The organism is Pseudomonas sp. 18173 (assembly GCF_050432945.1).
GTDB lineage: Bacteria > Pseudomonadota > Gammaproteobacteria > Pseudomonadales > Pseudomonadaceae > Aquipseudomonas.
Map to the genome: position 1 here is coordinate 106,610 of NZ_JBKFTN010000014.1, position 25,145 is coordinate 131,754.

General features: G+C 61.1%; 23 protein-coding genes. 3 read left to right on the top strand and 20 right to left on the bottom strand.

Features of this window, described 5'->3' with window-relative positions; all coding sequences use genetic code 11:
- Window positions 1-5 precede the first annotated feature (5 nt).
- On the top strand, window positions 6-836 hold the full coding sequence (gene nudC, locus ACLD1X_RS17030; RefSeq protein WP_429369577.1) for an NAD(+) diphosphatase: 831 nt from the start codon (window positions 6-8) through the stop codon (window positions 834-836).
- Here the strand turns inward: nudC and ACLD1X_RS17035 are convergent.
- The 3 genes from ACLD1X_RS17035 to ACLD1X_RS17045 all read right to left on the bottom strand — a co-directional run bounded on the left by ACLD1X_RS17035 (window position 804) and on the right by ACLD1X_RS17045 (window position 2,880).
- Window positions 804-1,583: a TSUP family transporter gene (locus ACLD1X_RS17035; RefSeq protein ID WP_429369579.1), complete on the bottom strand. Its 780-nt coding sequence runs from the start codon at window positions 1,581-1,583 to the stop codon at window positions 804-806. The genes nudC and ACLD1X_RS17035 overlap by 33 nt on opposite strands.
- 201 nt (window positions 1,584-1,784) lie before the next feature.
- Complete coding sequence (locus tag ACLD1X_RS17040; RefSeq protein WP_429369581.1) at window positions 1,785-2,261, bottom strand: DUF1348 family protein; 477 nt, start codon at window positions 2,259-2,261, stop codon at window positions 1,785-1,787.
- Between the two features lie 55 nt (window positions 2,262-2,316).
- The gene (locus ACLD1X_RS17045) at window positions 2,317-2,880 is read right to left on the bottom strand and encodes a TetR/AcrR family transcriptional regulator (protein WP_429369583.1); all 564 of its coding nucleotides are present in this window, start codon (window positions 2,878-2,880) and stop codon (window positions 2,317-2,319) included.
- A gap of 215 nt (window positions 2,881-3,095) precedes the next feature.
- Here ACLD1X_RS17045 and pssA point away from each other — a divergent pair, with 215 nt between their 5' ends.
- Entirely contained in the window at window positions 3,096-4,439 is a 1,344-nt protein-coding gene (pssA, locus tag ACLD1X_RS17050; RefSeq protein ID WP_429369585.1) for a CDP-diacylglycerol--serine O-phosphatidyltransferase, read from the top strand.
- 156 nt (window positions 4,440-4,595) lie between these two features.
- Here pssA and efeO (ACLD1X_RS17055) read toward each other — a convergent pair whose 3' ends face one another.
- From efeO (ACLD1X_RS17055) to efeU, 4 genes are read right to left on the bottom strand one after another with little or no spacing between them, the layout of a single operon-like run.
- A complete protein-coding gene (gene efeO / locus ACLD1X_RS17055; RefSeq protein ID WP_429369587.1) occupies window positions 4,596-5,420 on the bottom strand; it encodes an iron uptake system protein EfeO in 825 nt (274 codons plus the stop codon).
- A 27-nt stretch (window positions 5,421-5,447) separates the two neighbouring features.
- A complete protein-coding gene (gene efeB, locus ACLD1X_RS17060) occupies window positions 5,448-6,758 on the bottom strand; it encodes an iron uptake transporter deferrochelatase/peroxidase subunit (protein WP_429369589.1) in 1,311 nt (436 codons plus the stop codon).
- 17 nt (window positions 6,759-6,775) lie between these two features.
- The gene (gene efeO / locus ACLD1X_RS17065) at window positions 6,776-7,975 is read right to left on the bottom strand and encodes an iron uptake system protein EfeO (RefSeq protein ID WP_429369591.1); all 1,200 of its coding nucleotides are present in this window, start codon (window positions 7,973-7,975) and stop codon (window positions 6,776-6,778) included.
- Between the two features lie 8 nt (window positions 7,976-7,983).
- Complete coding sequence (efeU, locus tag ACLD1X_RS17070) at window positions 7,984-8,823, bottom strand: iron uptake transporter permease EfeU (RefSeq protein WP_429369593.1); 840 nt, start codon at window positions 8,821-8,823, stop codon at window positions 7,984-7,986.
- Between the two features lie 300 nt (window positions 8,824-9,123).
- Between efeU and ACLD1X_RS17075 the strand changes: the two genes are divergently transcribed.
- The gene (locus tag ACLD1X_RS17075) at window positions 9,124-10,140 is read left to right on the top strand and encodes an AraC family transcriptional regulator (RefSeq protein ID WP_429369698.1); all 1,017 of its coding nucleotides are present in this window, start codon (window positions 9,124-9,126) and stop codon (window positions 10,138-10,140) included.
- Between the two features lie 47 nt (window positions 10,141-10,187).
- Here the strand turns inward: ACLD1X_RS17075 and ACLD1X_RS17080 are convergent, their stop codons facing one another.
- From ACLD1X_RS17080 to arnB, 13 genes are all read right to left on the bottom strand, one after another.
- Window positions 10,188-10,658 (bottom strand): LEA type 2 family protein, encoded by a 471-nt coding sequence (locus ACLD1X_RS17080; protein ID WP_429369595.1) that lies wholly within the window; start codon window positions 10,656-10,658, stop codon window positions 10,188-10,190.
- Between the two features lie 57 nt (window positions 10,659-10,715).
- Entirely contained in the window at window positions 10,716-12,188 is a 1,473-nt protein-coding gene (locus ACLD1X_RS17085) for a nucleobase:cation symporter-2 family protein (protein WP_429369597.1), read from the bottom strand.
- A 97-nt stretch (window positions 12,189-12,285) separates the two neighbouring features.
- Window positions 12,286-12,993 (bottom strand): HPP family protein, encoded by a 708-nt coding sequence (locus tag ACLD1X_RS17090; RefSeq protein ID WP_429369599.1) that lies wholly within the window; start codon window positions 12,991-12,993, stop codon window positions 12,286-12,288.
- A gap of 161 nt (window positions 12,994-13,154) precedes the next feature.
- Window positions 13,155-14,333 (bottom strand): MFS transporter, encoded by a 1,179-nt coding sequence (locus ACLD1X_RS17095; RefSeq protein WP_429369700.1) that lies wholly within the window; start codon window positions 14,331-14,333, stop codon window positions 13,155-13,157.
- 90 nt (window positions 14,334-14,423) lie between these two features.
- Entirely contained in the window at window positions 14,424-16,007 is a 1,584-nt protein-coding gene (locus ACLD1X_RS17100; RefSeq protein WP_429369602.1) for an ArnT family glycosyltransferase, read from the bottom strand.
- Window positions 16,008-16,012: 5 nt separating this feature from the next.
- Complete coding sequence (locus ACLD1X_RS17105; protein ID WP_429369604.1) at window positions 16,013-17,392, bottom strand: UDP-glucose dehydrogenase family protein; 1,380 nt, start codon at window positions 17,390-17,392, stop codon at window positions 16,013-16,015.
- Window positions 17,389-17,790: a 4-amino-4-deoxy-L-arabinose-phosphoundecaprenol flippase subunit ArnF gene (arnF, locus tag ACLD1X_RS17110; protein WP_429369606.1), complete on the bottom strand. Its 402-nt coding sequence runs from the start codon at window positions 17,788-17,790 to the stop codon at window positions 17,389-17,391. Before arnF ends, ACLD1X_RS17105 begins: the two co-directional genes overlap by 4 nt.
- On the bottom strand, window positions 17,787-18,131 hold the full coding sequence (gene arnE, locus ACLD1X_RS17115) for a 4-amino-4-deoxy-L-arabinose-phosphoundecaprenol flippase subunit ArnE (protein ID WP_429369608.1): 345 nt from the start codon (window positions 18,129-18,131) through the stop codon (window positions 17,787-17,789). Before arnE ends, arnF begins: the two co-directional genes overlap by 4 nt.
- On the bottom strand, window positions 18,128-19,777 hold the full coding sequence (gene arnT / locus ACLD1X_RS17120) for a lipid IV(A) 4-amino-4-deoxy-L-arabinosyltransferase (RefSeq protein WP_429369610.1): 1,650 nt from the start codon (window positions 19,775-19,777) through the stop codon (window positions 18,128-18,130). Before arnT ends, arnE begins: the two co-directional genes overlap by 4 nt.
- A complete protein-coding gene (gene arnD, locus ACLD1X_RS17125) occupies window positions 19,774-20,658 on the bottom strand; it encodes a 4-deoxy-4-formamido-L-arabinose-phosphoundecaprenol deformylase (protein WP_008021608.1) in 885 nt (294 codons plus the stop codon). The genes arnT and arnD overlap by 4 nt, the downstream gene beginning before the upstream one ends.
- Window positions 20,658-22,649 (bottom strand): bifunctional UDP-4-amino-4-deoxy-L-arabinose formyltransferase/UDP-glucuronic acid oxidase ArnA, encoded by a 1,992-nt coding sequence (gene arnA / locus ACLD1X_RS17130; protein ID WP_429369612.1) that lies wholly within the window; start codon window positions 22,647-22,649, stop codon window positions 20,658-20,660. Before arnA ends, arnD begins: the two co-directional genes overlap by 1 nt.
- Entirely contained in the window at window positions 22,646-23,665 is a 1,020-nt protein-coding gene (gene arnC / locus ACLD1X_RS17135; RefSeq protein ID WP_429369614.1) for an undecaprenyl-phosphate 4-deoxy-4-formamido-L-arabinose transferase, read from the bottom strand. Before arnC ends, arnA begins: the two co-directional genes overlap by 4 nt.
- Window positions 23,662-24,810: a UDP-4-amino-4-deoxy-L-arabinose aminotransferase gene (gene arnB / locus ACLD1X_RS17140; protein ID WP_429369616.1), complete on the bottom strand. Its 1,149-nt coding sequence runs from the start codon at window positions 24,808-24,810 to the stop codon at window positions 23,662-23,664. Before arnB ends, arnC begins: the two co-directional genes overlap by 4 nt.
- Window positions 24,811-25,145: the final 335 nt, after the last annotated feature.

Sequence of the window (25,145 nt, forward strand, 5' to 3'; positions counted from 1 at the left end):
TAACCATGATTCCTCGCTGGACCACGGCAGTACTGGACACCGATCAACCTGGCGGCTGGGCCGTTGCGCGCAGCCCCGAAGGCTTTCTGTTCGATGACAACGGCGCGTTGTTTCCCCGCGAATGGCTCAAGCGCCAGGATCTGTCGATTCTTGCCGAGCATGGCATCGGTCATCTCGATGGCGAGCCGGTCTATCTGCTGGAGCTGCGCAGTCAGAGCGAGGTGCCGGGCTGCAACTGGAAAGGCCTGCGGGCGTTCATGCTCGAAGGCGACCACACGGTCTACAAGGTGCTCGGTTACGCCGCACAGATCGGTACCTGGGCCCGCGAGCACCGCTTTTGCGGCAATTGCGGGCAGGCGACCCATCAGGTGCTGCGCGAGCGGGCGATGTACTGCGAGCCGTGTGACTTGCGCTATTACCCGCGCATTTCACCGAGCATGATCGTGCTGGTGACCCGTGGCGACGAGATTCTGCTGGGACGTTCGCCGCGTTTCGTGCCGGGTGTCTACAGCACCCTGGCCGGGTTCGCCGAGCCGGGCGAATCGGCCGAGGACTGCCTGATTCGCGAGGTTCGCGAAGAGGTGAGCATCGAGGTGAAGAATATCCAGTACCTGGGCAGCCAGTGCTGGCCGTTCCCGCATTCGATGATGCTCGGCTTTCATGCCGAATACGCCAGTGGCGAGATCGTCTGCCAGGAAGACGAGATCGAGGATGCCCAGTGGTTCAATGTGCACGAGCTGCCGCCGTTGCCGGCGTCACGCTCGATTGCCCGTTACCTGATCGACGTCTATGTGGCGCGGCGTCTAGGCCACGCTGAACCAGTGTTGCCAGGCTAGGCGCACGGTCAGGCCCAGCACCACGGTGATGAACACCGGACGAATGAATTTCGCACCGCCGCTGATGGCGGTGCGGGCGCCGAAGAATGCGCCGACCATCAACGACGAGCCCATGCACAGGCCGATGATCCAGTCCACCTGACCGGAAAAGATGAAGATCGACAGCGCCGCCGCGTTGCTGACGAAGTTCATGCTGCGCGCCACTCCGCTGGCCTTCACCAGGTCGATGGGGTACAGCAAGAGGCTGCTCACGGTCCAGAACGCACCCGTGCCGGGACCGGCCACGCCGTCATAGAAGCCGAGGCTGAAGCCTTGGGTCGACTGCCATTTTTTCCTGATCGGGGCGTCGCTGTCCGTTGGTGCTTTCGGTGTGCCGCCGAACAACAGGTAGACGCCGCAAGCGAAGACGATCACCGGCAGCATCTTGTTCAGCCATTCTGCTGGCAGGTAGTGCGCGACCACGGCACCGGTCAGTGCGCCGACCAGGGTACCGACGATGGCGTGCACCCATTGCGCGGGGTGGAACAGCTTGCGGCGGTAGAAGGTGAAACTGGCAATCGCCGAACCGAAGGTCGAACTGAGCTTGTTGGTGCCCAGCACCAGATGCGGCGGCAGGCCGGCAGTCAACAGGGCAGGGGTGGTCAACAGGCCGCCGCCACCGGCGATGGCATCGATGAAACCGGCAACAAAAGCGACAAGGGCCAGGATGGCCAGGGTGGAGAGGTCAACGCTGAGTTCGAAAGGCATGGGATCGGCTTATTCGGCGGGTGCAGAAAGAGGCTGCAGGGAAGGGCAGCATCTTAACCACCTGCACAACACAAAACCATTGTGGGAGCGGGCTTGCTCGCGAAGAGGAAGTCAGATCCAGCATAAATGTTGGCTGACACACCGCTTTCGCGAGCAAGTCGGATCGCCGCACCGCCGCTCCCACAATTGATATCGGTGAATTTACAGACCCAGGTCCGACAGGCCCGGGTGATCGTCAGGACGGCGCCCCAGCGGCCAGTGGTATTTGCGCTCGCTTTCCTTGATCGGCATGTCGTTGATGCTGGCGAAGCGGTGGGCCATCAGGCCATTCTCGTTGAACTCCCAGTTTTCGTTGCCATAGGAACGGAACCAGTTGCCCGAGTCGTCGTGCCATTCATAGGCATAACGCACGGCGATGCGGTTGTCGGTAAAGGCCCAGAGTTCCTTGATCAGTCGATAATCCAGTTCCTTGGCCCATTTGCGGGTCAGGAAGGCTTTGGCTTCTTCGCGGTTGTGGGCGAACTCGGCGCGATTGCGCCATTGGGTGTCCAGGGTGTAGGCCAGGGACACGCGCTCGGGGTCGCGGGAATTCCAGCCGTCTTCAGCCAGGCGAACTTTTTCAATGGCCGATTCACGGGTGAAAGGGGGTAATGGCGGACGAACTTCGGCATTAGACATTTCAAGTCTCCGTATCAAGTTAAAGTTAAAACAACAGTCGAGCTTGATTAAGTTGCTACAGGTCCAATAACTTTCGCGCCATGCATTGCGCATTATCGGCGGCACTGTGATCACCCATTACAAGCGCCACGGTAATGGCACCGTCGATCAGGATCAGCAGCTGTCTGGCCAGCCTCTGCGGATCCTCGGCACCATGTTCGGTACACAGCTCGCACACGTAGTCGAGCAGCTTCTGTTTATGTTCTTTGGCCACCAGGCGCACCGGGTCTTGCGGGTCGCCGGTTTCGCCACTGGTGTTGATGAAGGCGCAGCCGCGAAAGCCTTCGCTGGCGAACCACGACTTGAGTACGGTAAACAGGTTGAGCAGTCGCCCGGCCGGGGTTTGTGCCTGGCCGACCTCCTCGCGGTACCAATGCATCCAGCGCTGGTCGCGGCGTTGCAGGGCGGCCACGACCAGTTCGTCCTTGTTGGCGAAGTAGCGGTAAATGCTCTTTCTGGAGACGCCGGCGGTTTTCACCAGGAGATCCATGCCAGTGGCGCCTATGCCACTTTTGTAGATCAACTTTTCGGTGACATCCAGAATGATGTCGCGTGTGTCGTTGCTAGTGATTTCGTTCATGTGGCTAACAGTAGAACGATCGTTCTCCTTGGTCAATCGGTTTTTTGTGGCGTTTGACAAATGGTCTTCGCGAGCAAGCCCGCTCCCACAGAGGAATGCATTTCAATGTGGGAGCGGGCTTGCTCGCGAAGGGGCCTTAACAGACAGTAACAAGACCCGAGGCTAGCGATGGTGTAAGCTCTCGGGTTCTTCGGATTCGACCCTTTGCGAGCCCTATGCCGTTGCTTTTCAAACGCTCCCTGCTGCCCAAACTGCGCAGTTTCCCGCTGACGGCCGATGCCGTCGGCATCCTCAGCGGCGCTGCCGAATTCCGTCGTTGCCTGCTGGAGCAAATCGCCAGCGCGACCCGGCGCATTTACATCGTTGCGCTGTACCTGCAACAGGATGAAGCCGGCCAGGAAATCCTCGATGCCTTGCACGCGGCCAAACTGGCGCGTCCGGAACTGGACGTAGTGGTGGTCGTCGACTGGCTGCGCGCCCAGCGCGGCCTGATCGGTGCCGGCAAGCAACCGGGCAACTCCGCCTGGTATCAGGAGATGACCCGCACCCATGCCAGCGAAGTGCCCATCTACGGCGTCCCGGTGCAAACCCGCGAACTGTTCGGTGTGTTGCACCTCAAGGGCTTCGTGATCGATGACTGCGTGATCTACAGCGGCGCGAGCCTGAACAACGTCTATCTGCACAAGTTCGACAAGTACCGCTACGACCGTTATCACCTGCTGCACAATCGCGAACTGGCCGATTCGATGCAGCACCTGGTGCAGCACGGCCTGGTGGCCTCAAAGGCGGTGCACCGCCTCGACCTGCCGAACCTGCCGACCACCCGCAGCCTGCGCAATGACATCGGCGACCTGCGCAGCCGTCTCAAGCACGCGGCGTACGACACCACGCGGGGCACCACCGACAGGGCGGGCCTGTCAGTCAGCCCGTTGCTCGGCGTCGGCAAGAACAATCCGCTGAACCGGGTGATCTGCGAACTGATCGCCAGCGCCCAGCAGCAACTGACCATTTGCACACCGTACTTCAACCTGCCGCTGGCGATCATCCGCGAGATCAACCGTGCGTTGGCCCGTGGAGTGAAGATCGACATTGTGGTCGGCGACAAGACTGCCAACGACTTCTACATTCCACCGAGCGAACCGTTCCGGGTCATTTCGGCGCTACCGTATTTGTACGAAATCAGCTTGCGCCGGTTTGCCAAGCGCCATCAGCGCAACATCGACAGCGGTCAGTTGAACCTGCACCTGTGGCGTGATGGCGACAATACCTATCACCTCAAGGGCATGTGGATCGACCAGCGTTATACCTTGCTGACCGGCAACAACCTCAACCCGCGGGCGTTTCGACTCGACCTGGAAAACGCCCTGTTGATCGATGATCCCCATGGCGAGCTGCTGGAGCCGCGTCGCAACGAGCTGGCAGAGATCTTCCAGCACACCCGTCGCATCGAGCATTTCCAGAACCTGGAAACCCTCGCCGAGTACCCGATGGGCGTCGCCAAGTTCCTCAAGCGTGTGAGTCGCGTGCGGATCGAGCGCTTGCTTTACCGCATTCTTTAAAAACTGCAGCGCGGCCGCTGACGCCTTCGCGGGCAAGCCCGCTCCCACAAGGTTTTATGTCGATCACGCAATTGTGCTTCGACTCACAAACCTGTGGGAGCGGCGGTGCGGCGATCCGACTTGCCCGCGAAGAGGGCGAGGCTGCCGTTACAAAACTCAGTTCAGCCCCAGTTTCCCACGCAGCGTTGACAGGTCTTCAGCCAAGGTGTTAACCGGCCCGACCAGCGCTTTGCGGTCGGCGTCCTTCACTTTGTCGTAGGTCTCGAAACCGCCGTCGCTGGTCTTGTACCTGGCCAGGATCTTGTCCACGGTGGCGAAGTTCTTGTCGACCTTGGCCACGAACGCCGCATCCTGCTTCTCGATTTGCGGACGGAACAGGTCGACGATTTTCTTCGCGCCGTCGATGTTGCCCTGGAAGTCATAGAGGTCAGTGTGGCTGTAGCGGTCTTCTTCACCGGAGATCTTGGTCGCCGCGACTTCTTCGAGCAGCGCAGCGGCACCGCCCACGACTTTCTCGGGCGGGAAGGTCAGGCTCGCCACGCGGGTTTGCAGGTCTTTCACGTCTTTGTTCAGGCCGTCAGCCAGCTCGCCCAGGTCTTTAGTGCTCTGTTGCGAGAACAGCGAATATTCGAGTCGGTGGAAACCGGTGAAGTCTTCGGCTTTGACGCCTTTTTCGTGATCGTCGACGCGGGAGTCGATGGACGCATCCAGGTCGCTGAACAGCTCGGCAATCGGCTCGATCGACTCGTAGTAGACGCGAGTCGGCGCGTAGAGTTTTTTCGCGGTGGCCAGGTCGCCTTTTTTCACGGCGTCAGTGAATTGTCGGGTGTGGCTGGCCAGTTCATCCAGTTGCCCGGTCACGTAGATCTTGTAGTCCGAGACCGGCCCCACCAGGTCCATCGGCGCTGTCGCCGCGAATGCCGAAAGCGAAGTGTTGAGCAAGCCAAGGGTCAGCATCAATGCAAGGGGTGACTTCTTCATGGGACGGTTCCGTAAGGGTTGTTGTGGTCAGGCGGTTGTTTTTGGTTGATGAGCGGGCTGTGTCGCGTCAAGCAGCGAACGACCGATGAAATCGTGGTCGCCGCTGACACCGGGCAAGGTGAAGAAATAGCCGCCGCCGACCGGCTTGAGATATTCCTCCAGCGGTTCGCCGTTGAGCCGGGTTTGCACGGTGATGAAGCCTTTCTCCAGGTCGGACTGGTAGCAGATGAACAGCAGGCCCATGTCGAGCTGGCCGTTCTTGTTCACGCCGTTGGAGTAGTTGAACGGCCGGCGCAGGATCAGGTTGGCCCGGGTCGCGGCAGTGCGCGGGTTGGCCAGGCGAATGTGCGCGTCGAGCCGGGTCAGTTTGCCTTCGGGATCCTTGCTGTAGTCCGGAACCTCGGATTCGTGGGCACCGCCCATGGGCGCACCGGTGCTCTTGATCCGGCCGAGAATGCTTTCCTGCTCCTGCAACGGCGTGCGGTCCCAGCGTTCGACGAAGTTGCGGATGATTCGCACGGCCTGGTAGCTGCCGTTGGCTGCCCATGCAGGTTCATCGCTGCCGGGCTGCACCCAGACGATGCTGTCCATGGCCTTGGCGTCGTTGGAATCGGGGTTGGCCGAACCGTCGCGGAAACCGAGGAAATTGCGCGCGCTCTGTGCAGGCAAGCCGGGTTTCGCCGGGGCCTGGGGCGGCACGCTGCCTTCCTGTTTCCAGCGTACCAGCAGCAAGTCCGGCAGGTTTTTCACGATGTCACGCAGGGCGTGGATGTTGGTGTCGGTGGTGTTGGCGCAGAACTGGAGGCTCAAGTCGCCATGGCAGCCATCGGCTTCCAGCGCGTCGTTGGGGAAGCCGACCATGCGTATCAGCCGCTTGGGCTTGGCGTCGGCCAGGCCGAAACGTTCATCGAACAGCGATTCGCCCACCGACACGGTAATGGTCAGGTTATCCGGGGTGACGACCGGACCGAGGATGCCCGAATCCACCGGTGGCAGCTTCGGATCGACCTGGGCCACCGGGCCGCCCTTCATCAGGAACGCAATACGCTGGTTCAGGGTACGAAACAGCCGCTCAAGGTCTTCACGGTCGCTGGCCAGCACATCGAAGGACACCAGCATGCCGGCCGCCGGGCGCGGCGTGACAATGCCGGTCTGGTGCTGGCCATGGAACTCGTGGCGGTCAGCGGTTTTGTCGCTGCTCGGCGCTTGCGTGACTTGCGCGGGGCTGGCGGCCATGGCCGGGCAACTGAGCGCCGAGCCGGCAAGGGCGACACCGGCGGCGCCCATGCCCAGCAGTACGCGACGGCGCTGGAGGTTGAATTGCTCTGGATCGTTCATCGGTTTTCGTCTTCTGCTTACAGGCCGGAAAGGCCAAGGGCGGGGTCGATTTCATCGAGTGCGGTGGCCAGTGCCTTGGCCTTGTCGGCGATCTGTTTACGCTGTTCGGCACTGACGCTGTCGTAACTGGCGTAACCGCCGCCCACCTTGAAGCCATCGAGGTCGGCGTCGAAGGCATTGAGGGCGCTGTCGATTGTCGGCAGCAATCCGGCCGCGGACTTGCTCAGCAACGGACGCAACAGGTCGACGACTTTGCGCGTGGCGTCGAGGTTGGCGGCGAAGCCGTTCAGGTCGCTGTGGCTGTAGCGTTCTTCTTCGCCGCTGCTGGCGCGTACGTCGGCGATGCCGTTGAGATTGCGCACCATGATGCTCACCAACTGCTCCGGCGGCAGTGACTGGGCCAGCAACTGTTGTTTGAGGGCGGTGACATCGGTCAGCAGGCGCTGGGCAGTGGGCGCCAGGTCCGCGAGGGTGCGTTGTTGGAACAGCGCGTATTCGATGCGGTGGAATCCGGTGAAGCCTGGGTCCTGCTCGCGTTTTTCGAAATAGTCGGCGCGGGCATTGATGGCGTTGTCCAGCTCGGACAGGCGTTGAGCGGCAGGCGCCAAACGCTGATACGCCGCGCGCGCCGGCCCATACAAGGCTTGCGCCTGGCTCAGGTCAGCGGATTCGATGGCTTGCTGGAGGGCGGTGACGGCGTTGATCAGCGCGGTGCCCTGGCTGTTGAGGTACACGCGAAATTCCGACAGCGGCCCGACAAAGGCGACCATCGACGGCCTGGCTTTGGCGGCGGCGTCGGAGGCCGCTGTCGGTGTGACGTGCAAGGTGCCACGCGGGTTGCTCAGCAGTCCGCAAGTGATGCTGTAGTCGCCGGGCAGCAGGTTGGCGTTGATGACCTGGCTCAAACCGGGTGCGATGTTTTCCCGTTCTTCGATCACCAGCACGCCGTCGAGGATCTCCCATTCCACAGCACGGTCGGAGCGGTTGACGATGCGGAAACTGGCGCGCCCGGCCGGGACAGTGAGGGCATTGGGTTCGCAGCTGTGCGGGTGGATGGTCACCAGCACTTCATCGTGGTTGGCCTGGCGCTTGGCTGCCGCCAACTGCGCGGCGTAATAGAACAGGCCGCCGGCGGCGATCATGACAATCACCGAGCCGGCCACCGCCCAGCGCAAGGCGCGGGGAGGGGAAGCCTGGGGTGGGGCTTGATTTGGCATGGGAGCCCTTACTGGCTGGAAACGGTAGAGGATTGCCGGGCGGGTACGCCGGCCGGGGAGAAGAACATCACCAGCGCCACCAGCAGATAGATCAGATACGCACCCAGGGTGCTGACGGTCGGAGCGTCCTGGTAACCGAACATGCCAGCCAGCACCGAGCCCAGCGGGCCGTCCATCGGCAGTGTTGCGCTGAAGTCGAACAGCACGGTTTGCAGGTGGTTCCAGAGCCCGGCTTCATGCAGCGCCTGCACCGAGTTGGCGAGGATGCCGGCGGCCACCACCAGGATGAACAGGCCGGTCCAGCGGAAAAACGCCGCGAGGTTCAGACGCATGCTGCCGCCGTAGATCAGGAAACCGATGACGATGGCCAGGACCAGGCCGAGCAGGGCGCCAATCGGTGCCGCCGGGCCCTGGCTTTGCTGGAATACCGCGAGCAGGAAGAACACCGTTTCCAGGCCTTCGCGGGCCACGGCGAAAAACACCATGGCGATCAGTGCGATCACCTGGTGCCTGGAGCCGGCCAATGCGTGGTCGAGGGACTCGTGCAGCGAATGCTTGATTGAGCGCGCGACCTTGCGCATCCAGAACACCATGGAGCTGAGAATGCCGACGGCCACCAGTCCGACGATGCCTTCAAACAGCTCCTGTTGTTTCTGCGGGAACTCGGCACTGACCAGTTCCAGGCCTCCGCCCACCAGCAGGGCGAGGGTGATGGCAAGAAACACCCCGATCCACATCGCCGGCAACCATTGGCCGCGACCGGTCTGTTTGAGGTAACTGGCGATGATGCCAACGATTAACGCGGCCTCGACACCTTCGCGCAGCATGATCAGAAAGGGAACAAGCATTCAGTGGCGTCTCGAATTTAGATAGGGTGCTAAGTTGTAACATAATGATACGTATTACCATATGGCATTGATTAACAATTACCTGAACCCAAGCTGAACGAACCTGAAGATCAGCACACCCCCTCTGTAGGAGCGAGCTTGCTCGCGATAAACGGCAGAACACCGCGGGGTGTCAGGCTGCCAGCGTCATCGTTGACGACCATCGCGAGCAGGCTCGCTCCTACAAGGGGATCTGCGTCGAGTGGGCGGTTTCGGCTAATATGCCCCCCACTCGAACAAGAACAGGGCTTGCCGCGATCCATGTCGGAAAAAGACACCATCTCCATCCAGCTGGTGCGTGAAGCACTGTTGCAAAGCTGCGCGCCAGGCATCGCCATGGACGAAGCGCTGATCAAGGTCGGCATCGACCCACAACTGCTGAGTAACGCCAACGCCCGTGTCCCGGCCGCAGCCTATGCGCGCCTGTGGCGATTGCTGGCACGGCGCGAGGATGACGAGTTCTTTGGCATGGACCCACGCAAACTGAAATCCGGCAGCTTTGCGTTCCTGTGCCGCAGCGCCATGCTCCAGCCCAACGTGGCGACGGGGCTGGCCAGCGGCCTGGCGTTTCTGTCGTTGATCCTCGAACACCTGCCGGCACAGTTGGTGCGTCAGCAAAGCCTGGCGGAAATCGTCCTGCTGGAAGACGACAAAGACCCGCGCCGGGCGTTCACCTATTTCACCTACTGGATGATCGTGCACGGTGTTGCCTGCTGGCTGGCAGGACGGCGGATTCCGATTCTGGCCATCGAACTGCGCTGTTCGAAACCGGACTTCTGCGATGACTATCAGGTGATGTTTTCCGAGAACCTGCGTTTCGACCGTCCGCGCACGCGGATGATTTTCTCCGCCGATTGCCTGGATTTGCCGATCAAGCGCAGTGCCGAGGAGCTCAAGCGATTCCTGGCCCATGCGCCGGCAAACATTCTGGTGAAGTACCGCGACCCGCAGAGCCTGGCCAGCCGTATCAAACACGACCTGCGCCACCTGCCAGCCGAACACTGGCCGGAAACCGAGGCCCTGGCGCAAAGCCTGTGCATGTCGGCTTCAACCTTGCGCCGCCGACTGGCCGAGGAAGGGCAGACCTATCAAGGCCTCAAGGACAGCGTGCGCAAGGAACTGGCGATTGTCTGGCTGGCCGAGCCGGCGATCAGCTTCAGTGAAATCGCCACGCGGCTCGGGTTCGCCGACGTCAGTTCGTTCTACAAGGCGTTTCGCAAGTGGTCGGGGTCAAATCCGGGGCATTACCGCAGCCTGATTCTCAATGACGTCGAGTGAGCCCGCTGACGAGTTGAGCGGCACCGGTGCGGATCAAGCGCCGCCTTTCAACGGCTGCCCGTGATCGCCCCTGGCAGATTGATCGTGCCACTGTCGACGAAGCGCGTCGTGTTGAACACGCCGCCCGAGAGCTTGCCGTGCAGGATATAAGGCATGTTGTTGAGTGTTTTCATCTGGCTGATGCCATAGGTCTGGCGGATCACCGAAAACGCCGAAACGCTGACCGGCACGCTCACGACGGTGTCGGAAAAACGCCCGATCTCGCCACGCTCATCGGTGACGCCAGAGGCGAATGCCTGGCCGTTGATGTCCAGGTCCAGGGCGACGCCGCTATAAGTAAGGTTGATGTCATTGGGGTTCTGCACGCGGATTTTTACGGTAAAACGCACTTCCATGCCTTCACCTTGCAGGGGTTCGATGCCCACCACGTTGACTTTCACCGGGTCCCTATAGGGCAGCGAGGTACAGGCGCTCAGGCAGAGCAGGAGGGAAATCAGGACCGCGTGGACGCTGCGCATGGACGTGCTCTCATCTGAAAAGGGCTGAACCGCCAGCGGCTCAGCCCTCGAGCCCGTCTAGCGGTTTGACTGTGCGACCACCGCAGCCGTTGCGGGTTCATCCCTGGTGGTCACATCGGGGTTCTGCATCACCTGAAGCACGGAGGCCTCCGGATCGAATTCATCTTCCTCCAGCTCGATGAACTCCTCGGGCAGGAAGATATTAAGAACGATAGCGCACAGCGCGCCGACGGTGATGGGCGATTCGAAAATGTTGTGCAGGGCCTTGGGCAGTTCACGCAAGACTTCCGGCACGGCGGCCACACCCAGGCCCATGCCGAGTGAAATCGCCACGATCAGCATGTTGCGTCGATGCAGGCCGGCCTCGGCGAGAATCTTGATCCCGGCCACGGCGACGGTGCCGAACATCACCAGCTCCGCGCCACCCAGCACTGGCTTGGGCATCAGCTGCAGCACGGCGCCGATCATCGGGAACAGACCGAGCACCACCAGCAGGCCGGCAATGAAAAACGCCACGTAGCGACTGGCCACGCCTGTGAGCTGGATGACCCCGTTGTTCTGCGCGAAGGTGACCATCGGCATGCTGTTGAACACCGCCGCCATGGCCGAGTTGAGGCCGTCGGCGAGCAGGCCGGACTTGATCCTTCGAATGTACAACGGGCCTTTGACCGGTTGCCGGGAGATCATCGAGTTGGCCGTGAGGTCACCGGCGGCCTCCAGCGGCGAAACAAGGAAAATCACTGCCACCGGAATGAACGCCACCCAATCGAAGGCGAACCCGTACTTGAACGGTACCGGCACACTCACCAGCGGGACTTCGGGCAAGCTGGTGAAGTCCACTTGCCCCATCAGCCAGGCCACCACGTAGCCCAGGGTCAGGCCGATGACAATCGCGCCCAGGCGCAGAAACGGCACGTCCACCCGGTTCAACACCACGATGGTTCCCAGCACCAGCGCCGCCAGGGCCAGGTGACCGGCAGCCCCCAGGTCAGGGGCGCCGAAGCCTCCGGCGATGTCGGTCATGGCCACCTTGATCAGCGACAGCCCCATCAGCGTGATGATCGTTCCGGTCACCACCGGGGTGATCAGCATGCGCAGTTTGCCGATGAACTGGCTCAACACCACCTCGATGAAAGCGGCGAAAAAACACACGCCGAAGATGGTCGAGAGAATCTCGTCGGTACCGCCGCCCCGGGCCTTGACCATGAAGCCGGCACTGAGAATCACGCTGATGAACGAGAAACTGGTGCCTTGCAGGCACAACAGGCCGGAGCCCACCGGGCCAAAGCGTCGCGCTTGCACGAAGGTGCCCAGGCCGGAGACGAACAGCGCCATGCTGATCAGGTAAGGGATTTCGCTTTGCAAACCCAGGGCGCTGCCCATGATCAGCGTCGGGGTGATGATGCCGACGAAACTCGCCAGCACATGTTGCAGGGCGGCGAAGACGGTGGCGGTCAGGTGCGGGCGGTCATCGAGGCCGTAAATCAGGTCGCTGTGGCGTGGAGCTGGGGCTTTTTCGGAGGCGGTCATGGTGGTTTGCGTGCCAGAAGGCGGGCCGGGTCGGAAAATGGAGGCGCAGGATGCCAGAACCGCCCGGCCACGGTAAAAGAACCTCCAGAACAGTACCTTACAGGCGTGGCGCGAGCACCTCGCCAACGCTGCGGCGCTTGGCGTGCAGTTGGCTGGCCTGGATCAGCTGTTCGAGGTCCTCGGGTGTGACGTCATAGAACGCTTCCATGTCGGCCAACGCCAGTTTCAGGTCTTCGGCGTTGATGGCCTGACCGTCGACCGGCAGGTGATCGGCGGGGATCATGACCACCGGTTCGCTGGCGCCCTTGGGGTAACGAATACGGGTCAGGTTGTTGTAGGCCAGGGCGCAGAGCACCATCGTCGCCGCGCTCAGCATTATTGGCTCAATGGCTTTCCAGCCCATGGCAATGGTGGCCGGGTCGGCCAGTACCAGGGTCAGCGCCAAGGCGCCGGCCGGTGGGTGCAGGCAACGCAACCAGCACATCAGGATCACCGCCATGCCCGCGGCCAGGCAAGCGCTGCCCAGGGTTCGGCCCAGCACATGGGCCACCAGCAACGCCATTACCCCCGCGCTCAGGTAGCCGCCCAGAATCGACCAGGGTTGGGCGAGCGCGCCCGAAGACACGGCAAACAACAGCACCGCCGACGCCCCCAGCGGGCCGATCAGGTGCTGGGCCACCTCAATGCCGAACACCTGGGCGCAGAGCCACACGCTGAGCAGCGTCCCCAGGGCCATGCCGATGGCGGCGCGGCTCCACTCGGTGGGGCGGGTGTTGATGGCGGCAGGCAACCAGCGAGCAAGCATTTCGAGAAAAACTCCGGCAGGAAAAAGTCGAGACAAAAAAAGGGCTTGGCTGGGAAACCCAGAAAGCCCTTGAAGGTGTTCCAACTGTTGGGGGAGGAACGCGCACAGTGTGCCGTTCTATCCTGCTACTGACAAATTCATATTAATGAGCTTTCAGTGCACTAATTTTGATTTAAATTACGACGTCGGCCGCTTACATAGCACAGCAAGCCGCCCACGGCAGCGAGTGTGCTCAAGGCATAAAACATCGTCGGTGCCGGGGTGTGCATCAACATGAAGCCGCAAATCATCGGGCTCAACGCGCCGCCAAGCGCAGCGAGGTTTTGCGCGCCGTAATAGCTGCCGCGCAGTTCTTCCGGAGCCAGGGTATCGACGAAGAGAAACTCGGCCGGGTAAATGATGATTTCACCGAGGGTGAAGATAAACATCGCCACGCACCAGCTCACCAGGCTGTCTGCCAGGCTGAAGCCGATCAGCCCGAGGATGAACAGGCCGGTGCCGGCAACGATCCATTCGCGCAGTTGCTCGCGCTTGAGAAAACGCCCGACCTGGTATTGCAGAAGGATCACGCTGATGGCGTTGCAGGCGAGCAGGGCGGCCATGATTTCCATGGTGTGTCGGGGATTGCTGGTCACCAGCAGGTATTGCGACAGGTAAAAGGTAAATCGCCCGTGCACCACCGTGCTGAGCAGGCAACCGGCGGTGAACATGATCAGGGTGCGGTCGTTTTTCAGGGTGACCAGGGTCTTGAGAAAACTCTGCGCCTGGCCGGTCAGGGAAACACCGGGCGGGTTCCCGGGAATGCCGGTCATCAGGAACATGCTGAAAAACGCGATGGCCGCCGCCACCAGGAACGGCGCGCTCGCAAAGGCGCCGGCGATCAGCACACCGAGCATCGGCCCGACCGCGTAGCCAATGTTGGTCAGCGTATAGCTCAGGGAAAACGCCTTGGCGCGCTGGCCGACCTCAAGGTTGTCGCTGAGGATCGCTTTCGAACCGATCAGGAACAGCGATGAGGCGGTTTCGGTGACGATCAGGGTGATGGTCGTCAGGTACAGATTTTCAGCAAAGGTCAGCAACACCAGGCCGATAGCGCTGGACGCCATCGAGAGCACAAGCAATCGGCGTTTTTCGAAGCGATCGATGATGTAGCCGCCGTAGAGCGAGAGCAGGGTGGCGACGAACACCGCGATGCCGAGCAGCAAGCCAACGTCCTGTTGGTTGAGGCCAAGCTTGTCACTGACGAACAACGTGAGCAAAGGGCTGGTGATGGCGCGGCTGACGACGATGGTCAGCGAGCAGACCAGCAGGCGGCGGATGAGGGGGGAGTAGGTGGTCACGGCGTGAATGTCCTTATTCGATCGGGCCGGCATCAGCCCGATCCTGAGCGCTACTCTAGCAGCCGGACGATTCGATTGTTGCCACGGGATCTACTTGAGGTGCAGCAGCACGAAATCATTCTTGTCGAAACGCCCGCTCAGAACGGGCGGCAATGCACCAACCGCCGTGCCTTGCAAATTCTTGTACGCGGTCAGGTCCATCATCAGCCATGCCGGGCCCTTCAGGGCTTGAAGTTCCGCAGGTGAGTCGGTGAACACCGGGTGCAGTTCCTGCGGGATGTTGACCATGAACTTGATGGCCTTCGCGTCCTTGCCCATTCCATGCATCACCAGCGGTGCCGGGTCTTCCTGCACCTGTTCAAACGCCTCGTGGCTGAAGGTGCGGGTATCGTAGAGCTGTCGTTGAACAGGCTCGAATTGCAGGATGTAGAACGACCACAGTGCCAGGACAGCGCAAAGGGCCAGTGCCTCCGTTCGCCAGCGCGGCTGCTTCAGCGCAGCCACTGCGACCGCTTGCAGCACACCGAGAATAATGAACAACACCGTGAGGTGAGCCACTTCATCGGGAAATTTTTGTCGTACCACCAGCAAGGTCACGATCAGCAACCCCGGGATCAGCAGCCACAGCGCCTGCATCAACCCCCGCAGCCAGGCAAACAATCGACCCTGCGTGGCGTAGAACGGATAGGCCGCCACGATTGCCGCCATGGGCAGCATCGGTAGCAGGTAGCGGGCTTTTTTCGCCTGGGGGATCGAGAGACCGATCATCACGATCAGTCCGGCGGCGACGCAGTATTGCAACAGGCGCAATGCCGGGCCGGTTTCCCGGCGGCCGGAGCCCGCGACCGCCAATAGCGCCAGCACCGCCAGGGGCCACGCCAATGCGTAATTACCGATCGAACTGGTGAAGTAATACAGCAAGTCGTTGGAACCCTCGGTGCCGTCCATGCGCCCCATGAACTGCATGCGAATCACGTCTTGCAGGAACGCCGGTCCGCCACTGACATCGGCCAGCCACAGCAACAAGCCGACACACCCTGCCAGCATTAGCGATGCCAGCAAACCGAAGACAATCAGCCGTCGCCATTGGTGATTGAGCAGGAAATAGCTGCAGAGCATGCCTGTCGGAATGACCAGGCCGATCGGCCCGCGAATCCAGAAGCCGAGCATCAGCAAGGCAAAGATCAGAATCCGGCGCCGCGGCGCTGCGAAGTGATCGGCGGCATAGCCCAGGTAGAACACGCTGAACGAGACGGCTGCCAGCATCAGGTCGAGGGAAACGGCGCGGGTCTCCGTGATGAAGGTGTTGGTCAACAGCATCAAGGCGATGCTCAACAATGCCCAGCGCGTGGAATAGGGCGCCAGCAGGCGGTACATCAAGGTGACGATGACCGCTGCGGCGATGGCGCTCGGCAGCCACGCGGTCAGGCTGGTGACCTGACCGAACGGCAGCGAAAGCAGCCAGATGAATATCGTGGACAGTCCCGAATAGTCTGCATAGGGCTGGCCATAGGTCGTCGGAAAAAACGACGGCCCATTGCGCAGCATCTCCTGGGCGAACAGCACGAAGCGCGAATCGAAACCGATGGCGGCCTGCTGATACATCCCGGCGCAGAACAACAACAGCGCCAACAGACCCAGCGCGAGGGACTGTTGGCGGATGTGTGGGATCATGAGGTTCAGGCGACCACTGGTTCGGTTGACCATTGCTGGTAAGGCATCGGCAATTTGCGCGATTCGCCCCGGCCGATCGGGAAGTAGGTGAAACCGATGCGTGCCAGGCGGTCTGCGTCGTACAGGTTGCGGCCGTCGAAGATCACCGGTGCATTGAGCCGCTGCTGGATCAGCTCGAAGTCCGGCGCCTTGAACTGTTGCCATTCGGTGCAGATGACCAGTGCATCGGCACCGGACAGGACCGACTCAGGCGTACCCATGAGCATCAGTTTCGATTCATCGGGATACAGCTTCTGGGTTTCCTGCATGGCTTCCGGATCGAACGCACGGACATTCGCCCCGGCGGCCCACAACGATTCCAGCAACACCCGGCTCGGCGCGTCGCGCATGTCGTCGGTGTTCGGCTTGAACGCCAGGCCCCACAAGGCAAAGGTCCTGCCACGCAAGTCGCCCTTGTAGAACGCGTTGATGCGTTCGAACAGCTTGTGTTTCTGCCGCTCGTTGATGGCTTCCACCGCTTGCAGCAGGTCGCTGGAGCAATGGGCCTCTTCGGCGCTGTGGATCAGGGCGCGCATGTCCTTGGGGAAGCATGAGCCACCGTAGCCGCAACCGGGGTAGATGAAGTGGTAGCCGATCCGCGAGTCGGCGCCGATGCCCAGGCGTACCGATTCGATGTCGGCACCCAGGTGCTCGGCCAGTTCGGCGATCTGGTTGATGAAGCTGATCTTGGTTGCCAGCATGCAGTTGGCGGCGTACTTGGTCAGTTCGGCACTGCGCAGGTCCATGAACATGATGCGTTCATGGTTGCGGTTGAAAGGCGAGTACAGGTCACGCATCACGTCACGCACTTCATCGCGTTCACAGCCGACGACGATACGGTCCGGGCGTCGGCAGTCGTTGACGGCCGAACCTTCTTTGAGGAATTCCGGGTTGGAGACGATATCGAACTGCAATTGCCGTCCGGCATTGAGCAGGCATTTGTCGATGTGTGCACGCAAGGCATCGCCGGTGCCGACCGGGACAGTGGATTTTTCCACCAGGATCGCCGGTTGCTCGCGATGACGCGCCACGGCTTCGCCCACCGACATCACATAGCGCAGATCCGCTGAACCGTCTTCCCGGGACGGCGTACCGACCGCGATGAACAGTACCTGGCCGTGCTGGACCGCGAACTTTTCGTCGCTGGTGAACTGCAACCGCTTGCCGTCAAGGCCTTCGCGCACCAGGCTGGCCAGCCCGGGTTCGAAAATACTCACGTGGCCCTGCTTGAGCAGTTCGACTTTTTTCTCGTCAACGTCCATGCAGACCACGTCGTGGCCAACTTCCGCCAGTACCGCAGCCTGAACCAGGCCAACATAACCGCTACCAAATACACTTATTTTCATGGGGCACTCCTTAAATCAGGCGCACGAGCAGGTCGAGAATTGATGGTAATGACGCCGAGGATGACCAATGCCACGCCAAGGCTTTTTGTAAGGCTGAACGTTTCGTTGAATAGCGGCAGGCTGGCGGCCAGCAGGTACACCAGTGCGTAGCTGATACTCAGCAATGAATAGGCGCGACCCAGGGGCAGGTCCCGCAGGGCGGCGAGCCAGCAGAGCATCGACAAGGCGTAGGCGCAGATGGCCACGAGCACAATGGCAATGGCTGTCAGGTCGATGTGAGCGCTAAGCCACTGTTCGGGTTGTGGCAGGTGACTCATGCTCCAGCGCATGCCCAGTTGGGCGGCGCTGACCAGCAACACGCTGCCCAGGGCGAAGGAAATTCCGCGACTCAGGTTCATGCGTGTTGCCCCAGCAATGCCACGCCGCCGATCACCAGCGCCACACCGAGCCAGTGGCGGCGGTCGATGGTTTCGTGGAACACGAAACGCGCAACCAGGGTGATCAGCACAAAGTTCAGGCTGAGCATCGGGTAGGCAACCCCGACTTCCAGGCGTTGCAGCACCAGCAGCCACACCAGCAGGCCCAGCCCCAAAGAGGCCAGGGCCAGCCACAGCCAGGGCGAGCGCAGTTTTTCCAGCCACCCGGCAGGTTGGCCGCGCCAGCTTTCCACCGCATATTTCTGGGCGATCTGGCCAAGGCAGGTCAACAGGCAGGCGACCAGTAGCAATAGCAGGCTCATAGTGTCGCCTGAGGGATGATCAAGATCACCAGGTTGCCTTGCTCATACCGCTTGCCTTCCTTGGGCAACTGATCGAGTTCGCGCAACTCTTCCTCGCCCTTGACCCGCATGACCACGCCGACCGAGCCTTGCTGGCGGGCGTCGTGCATCCACTGTTGTATCTGGTCGGGGCCGACGCGCTGCTCGAGCGAGTCAGGATAGTCAAGGCCGTATTTCAGTTCGCCTATCGTGTTGAAAAAAGCCACTTCCGGGCGTTTCACCCGCCAGGACAATGCCGACGCGGCCCCCAGGTCATTGCTCAACAACTTCGCGGCCTGGCCGAGTTCCTGGGCGTGATCGAGGATGAATTGGTCAGGCGTCTTGTTGGCGACGACGGAATTGGGCAGTCCGGCAGGCAGCAAGCCGATGAGCACCAGGCTGCCAAACGCCGGGGCTGCCCAGCATTGCAATGGCCGGAAGGCCTGCAGCAGGTTGGCCATGATCCAGCCGATCAAGCCGATGAACACCAACACCAGGTTGTGCAGTTCGTGATCGTAAATCGGCTTTTTCAGTTGCAGATAAACCAGGGCCAGCAGAGTGACCACACCCACCACCAGGTTCAACAGACCGTTGATGCCCAGCACGCGACCTTGCTCCAGCTTCAACCGGTCAGCCAGTGTATGGCCGAGCAACAATGCCAGGGGCAACAGGCACGGCAGGATGTAGGCAGGCAGTTTGCCCTTGCTCAGGCTGAAGAAGAACAACGGCATCCACAGCCACAGCAGCAGGAACGCGATATCGGACTGGCGTCGGGTCTGCCAGGCTTGCTTCAGCGCTGGCGGCAGCAATGCGACCCACGGCATGCTGAAAGCCACCAGCAGCGGCAGGTAGTACCACCATGGCGCGTCATGCTGGGCATCGTCCCCGGCAAAACGGCGGATATGTTCGTGCCAGAAGAAAAACCGCCAGTAGTCAGGCTCCTGGGCATGCACCGCCAGCGCCCATGGCAGGCTGACGGCGATGGCGACCACGACCGCCACCGGTCCGTAGACCAGCAGTTCACGCCAGCGCTTTTGCCAGATCATCCAGGGCAGGGCGATCAATACCGGCAGCAACCAGGCCAGGAAGCCCTTGGTCAGGAAGCCCATGCCGCAGGCCAGGCCCAGCACCGCCCACGCGATCAGGCGTTGGCTGCGGCCGGCGCTGTCCAGTGCAAACCACAAGGCCACCAGGCTCAGGTTGACCCAGAAGGTGAATTGCGGATCGAGGTTGGCATATCCCGCTGAAGCGGCAATGACCGAGAAGCTCATGTACAGCAGCGCGCAGGCGAAGCTCTTGCGCGGTTCGTTCCACATCCGGCGGGCGACCAGGTAGCACAGCAACACGCTCAAGCCGGTGCTCAGCGCCGAAGCGAAACGCACCCCGAAGAGGTTCTGGCCGAACAGCGCCTGGCCGATGGCAATCATCCAGTAGCCGGCCGCGGGTTTTTCGAAATAGCGCACGTCCATGAAATGCGGCGACACCCAGTTGCCGCTCAGGAGCATGCCCTGGCTGATCTGGGCGTAGCGGGTTTCGTCAGGTATCCATAGGCCATGACTGCCCAGTGGCAGCAGGTAGGCCAGCGCCACCATGACCAGCAATATCGGCAAAGCCCAGCGTTTGCTCATGCGCCTTGCACTCCCAGCCAGCCTTCGCGACCTTCGAGCGCTCCGCGTACCACGCGGCCGATCGGCAAACTGTCAGGGGCCTCGGGCAACAAGTCGCCCAAGGGTTGAAAACGGATGTCCCGCTGATGTGCATCGCTCAGCAGTTGACGGAAATCATTGGCCATCAGAATCCCTTCTACCTCGGCATGGATCGTGTAGACATTGAGTTTTTCCGGGGTGAACCGGTCCAGGATGAACGTGTTGAAATCCTTGGCGGCAACGGTCGGCCCGACCACTTCGTCGAAGGTCGGCAGGTCGACCGGGATTTGCGGAGCACCCAGGCGACCATCGGCCAATCGCGGCTGGAACAGGCCCAGGCCGCGACAATCGCTGTTGTAGCGAAAGCCGAAACCCTGCTTGGCTTCGATCACGCGCTCGTCGGCACGCCAGCCGGCGGATGCCGAGCAGGTGATCTTTTCCCCGAGGATGTCGCTGAGGGTGTCCACGCCACGGCGTATCTGTTCCACCAGTTGGGCGTCGCTCCAGCGTCCGGCATTGGCTTGCCAGCCATGGTGATCCCAGGCGTGCAGGCCAACCTCATGCCCGGCATCCCGGGCCTGGCGCATCAAGTGCCCCAGGTCGCGGCCGATCGGTTTTCCGGGCCATGCGGTGCCGGCCAGCAGAATGTCCCAGCCATACAGGCCGGCTGCGTTGGAGCGAAGCATTTTCCAGAGAAACTGTGGACGGATGAGGCGCCACAAGTGGCGCCCCATGTTGTCCGGCCCGACACTGAAGAAGAACGTCGCCTTGACCTGAGCTTCATCAAGGATTTCCAGTAGCCGGGGCACCCCTTCACGGGTGCCTCGGTAGGTGTCGACATCAATCCGCAGTCCCGCCTGCATCAACGCTTGTCCGCGATTTCGAGCATGGCTTCACGCAGGAAGAAATCCAGGGTGTTGCCGATGGTTTCGCTCATCTCTACGGTTGGTGTCCAGTCCAGCAGGCGCTTGGCGTTGGCGATGCTTGGCTTGCGGTGCGACACGTCCTGGTAACCGGTACCGTAGAACGCCTTGCTTTCGATGTCGCGGAAACCGGCGAACGGAGGGAAGTTGGCGCGCAGCGGGTGAGCTTCGAACTGACGCAGCAGCTCTTCGCCCAGCTGACGGATGCTGGCCTCGTTCTCCGGGTTGCCGATGTTGATGATCTGGCCGTTGCAGACGTCGTTGTCGTTGTCGATGATCCGTGCCAGAGCTTCCACGCCGTCGGCGATGTCGGTGAAGCAACGTTTTTGCTCGCCACCGTCGAACAGGCGAATCGGCGTACCTTCCACCAGGTTCAGGATCAACTGGGTAATCGCGCGGGAGCTGCCGATACGGGCAGAGTCCAGGCGGTCCAGGCGTGGGCCCATCCAGTTGAACGGACGGAACAGGGTGAAGTTCAGGCCCTTCTGGCCATAAGCCCAGATCACGCGGTCCAGCAGCTGCTTGGAGACCGAGTAGATCCAGCGCTGTTTGTTGATCGGACCGACCACCAGGTTGGAGCTGTCTTCGTCGAAGTTCGGGTCCTGGCACATGCCATAGACTTCCGACGTCGACGGGAAGATCACGCGCTTGTTGTACTTGACGCAGTAGCGAACCAGTTTCAGGTTCTCTTCGAAGTCGAGTTCGAATACGCGCAGCGGGTTACGGGTGTATTCGATTGGCGTCGCGATGGCCACCAGCGGCAGTACCACGTCGCACTTCTTGATGTGGTACTCGATCCATTCGGAGTGGATGCTGATGTCACCTTCGACGAAGTGGAAGTTCGGGTGGCTGCGCAGGCGCTCGATGGCGTCCGAACCGATATCCAGGCCGTAGACTTCGTAACGGTCGTCGCGCAGCAGGCGCTCGGACAAGTGGTTGCCGATGAAGCCGTTGACGCCGAGGATCAGCACGCGGGTGCGACGCGGGGCACGACCGGATTCGGCACCGCGCAGCACGGAACCGTCCACCAGGCCCAGCTCGTTGGCCAGTTGCGGGCCGCTCAGGTACAGGCCGTTGTCGTTGCGCTGGCCGGCGTTGATGATCAGCGAGTCTTCACCGCAGGCAATACGCAGCGGGTCTACGCTGATGACGCGGCCTGGCGCCAGGCCATCGTTGCCCTTGGCGACTTCGGCGCTCCAGACAATCAGCTTGTGCTCGCCCACCGCGCAGAAGGCGCCCGGGTACGGCTGGGTCACGGCGCGGACCAGGTTGAACAGCTCTTCGGCCGGTTTGGCCCAGACCAGTTTGCCGTCAGCCGGGGTGCGACGGCCGAACACCGTGGCTTTGGATTCGTCCTGCGGTGTTTCACTGGCCTTGCCCTGCAGCAGCGCCGGCAAGGTGTCACGCAGCAGGTCGGAGGCGGCTGCGCGCAGTTTGCCGTGCAGGCTCAGCGCAGTGTCGCTGCGCTCGATCGCAACCTTTTGCTGGGCAACGATGGCGCCAGCATCGGCACGCTTGACCATGCGGTGCAGGGTCACGCCGGTTTCCGTTTCGCCGTTGACCAGCACCCAGTTGGCCGGTGCACGACCACGGTAGAGTGGCAGCAGGGAGCCGTGCAGGTTGAACGCGCCTTTACGGGCCGTGGCCAGCAGCGCTTCGCTCAGCAGGTTGCGGTAGTAGAAGGAGAAAATGTAGTCGGGGTCGAGCTTGGCGATACGCTCGATCCACAATGGATGGTTGGCGTCTTCCGGTGCATGCACGGCGATGCCGTGGCGGGCGCACAGCTGTGCGACGGAGCCGTAGAACGCGTTCTCCTTCGGATCGTCGGCGTGAGTGAACACCGCAGCGATCTCGAAACCGGAGGAGAGCAGGGATTCGATGCCGGCACAGCCAATATCGTGATAGGCGAAGACAACAGCTTTTGCACTCATGAAGGAACCTGATCTGAAGAAGTGGAAGTAAGGCCGTCGACGGTAACAACGGAAGCAGGGGATTCGGGCTGGCTACGCAGCACCTTTTCAATGAAGAAGCGCGGACGTGCGCGCACGTCGCTGTACATGCGGCCCAGGTATTCACCCAACAGGCCCATGCCGATGAATTGACCACCGGTGAAGACGAACAGCACGGCGAACAGTACGAAGGTGCCGCCACCGGCCCAGCCGGCGCCGAACACCAGGCGCAACAGGATCAGCACCATGGCGAACAGCACGCCCAGGGCCGCCATGCCGACGCCGACGATGCTCAACAGTCGCAGCGGCGTGGTGGTCATGCAGGTGACCAGGTCGAACATCAGGTTGATCAGGCGCATCGGGCTGTACTTGGAGTCGCCGTGTTCACGCTCGGCGTGGGTCACGAGGATTTCCGTGGTGTGGCGGGCGAAGCTGTTGGCGAGGATCGGAATGAAGGTGCTGCGTTCACGGCAGGCGAGCATGGCGTCGACAATGGTGCGGCGGTAGGCGCGCAGCATGCAGCCGTAGTCGCTCATGGCCACGCCGGTGGAACGTTGCACGGCGAGGTTGATCAGCTTCGATGGCCAGCGGCGCAAGGCCGAGTCCTGGCGATTGTTGCGCACCGTCGCGACGACGTCATAGCCGAGCTCGGCCTGTGCTACCAGCCGCGGGATTTCTTCGGGCGGGTTTTGCAGGTCGGCATCGAGGGTGATGACGACATCGCCCTTGCACTGTTCGAAACCGGCCATGATCGCCGCGTGCTGGCCGTAGTTGCGGTTGAGGATCACCGCCACCACCGGGCTGCCTTCGCGGGAGGCGGCGTCTTCCAGGATCTGCGCGGAGTCATCGCGGCTGCCGTCGTCGACCAGCACGATTTCATAGGCATGGTGCAACTGCTCGCAAGCCGCTTCGGTGCGCCGAAGCAGCTCAGGCAGGCTTTCCTGTTCGTTGTAGACCGGAATGACGATCGAAACGAAATTGATTGGGTAAGGTCTCAAAGGCTTCTGTCCATACAGTTTTCGATGGCACCGACGACGCGCTCGACATCATCGGTGGTCATGTCGGGGAACAACGGGATCGAACACAGCCGCGCCGAATTCCATTCGGTGTTGGGCAAATACAGGTTGGGATATCGTTGTCGGTAGTAAGTGTGCAGGTGAGTTGCAATGAAGTGAATACCGGTACCGATATTCTGTTCCTGGAGGGCCTTCATGAACGCTTCGCGATCGAGCCCGCAACGCTCGGCGTCGATACGCAGGATGAACAGGTGCCAGGCGTGTTGTTGCGAATGGGTGGGGGCGCTCAGCGGTTGCACCGGCAGACCTTCCAGGCGCTGCAAATAGGCCTGGGCCAGTTGAGTGCGCTTGGCGTTGATCTCGTCCAGGCGCTCCAGTTGCACCAGGGCGATGGCCGCGTTGATGTCGGCCAGGTTGTACTTGAAGCCGGGTTCGACCACCTGGGCCTGGGGCTTGCGGCCGTGGGTCAGGCGGTCATAGGCATCAACCCCCAGCCCGTGAAACTTGAGCATGCGGACCCGGGAGGCCAGGGCTTCATCGTCGCTGACGAACATCGCGCCCTCGGCGCAGGTCATGTTCTTGATCGCGTGGAACGAGAAGATCGCCGTGCCTTTGGCGCCGACGTGACGGCCTTTGTAGCGAGTGCCGGCGGCGTGGGCGGCGTCTTCGATCACGGCAATGCCGTGTTTGTCGGCCAGGGCGTAGAGCGGATCGAGATCGAATGCCGCGCCGGCGTAATGCACCGGGATGATGGCTTTGGTGCGCGGCGTGATCGCGGCTTCAATGCTGGCCACGTCGGTCATCAGCGTGTCGCGGTCGACGTCGACGAACACCGGCGTGGCACCCAGCAGGGTGATCATGTTGGCGGTGGAAACCCAGGTCTGCGACGGTGTAATGACTTCGTCGCCCGGACCGACGCCCAGAGCCAGCAGGGTGATATGCATCCCGCCAGTGGCCGAGGAAAGTGCCACGGCATGTCGACAACCGACGTAGTTGGCGAAGTGTTCTTCCAGTGCCTGGTTCTTCGGCCCGGTAGTGATCCACCCGGAGCGTAATACTTGCTCTACGGCAGCGATTTCTTCGTCGCCGATACTGGGACGAGAGAAAGGGAGAAACGCCTGACTCATGGGCACCTCTGGGGCTGAAAACGTAAATAGCCTTTGAGGCTAAAAGGGATCCAGAAATCAGCATAGACGCTAAATCAGAATCTGCATCAAATCAACTAGTTACTGGATGGAGGTAAAAAATTGCATCGGTTGACTTTTTCTGTCGTGGCCGGCAGGTTGGACATCCATCCGGGGTGCGCCGACTTTATGGAAGGTTATGCCCGATTTTGTGAAAGGAACATGAAAAAACGGTTGGGGAATCGTTTATCTGAAAGCTATTAAGCCACTGTTCAGACTTTCAGCGTTTATGGCGTTTTTTTGGAAAAGTCCTACAGCAGTAAAGTCTTTTACATCAT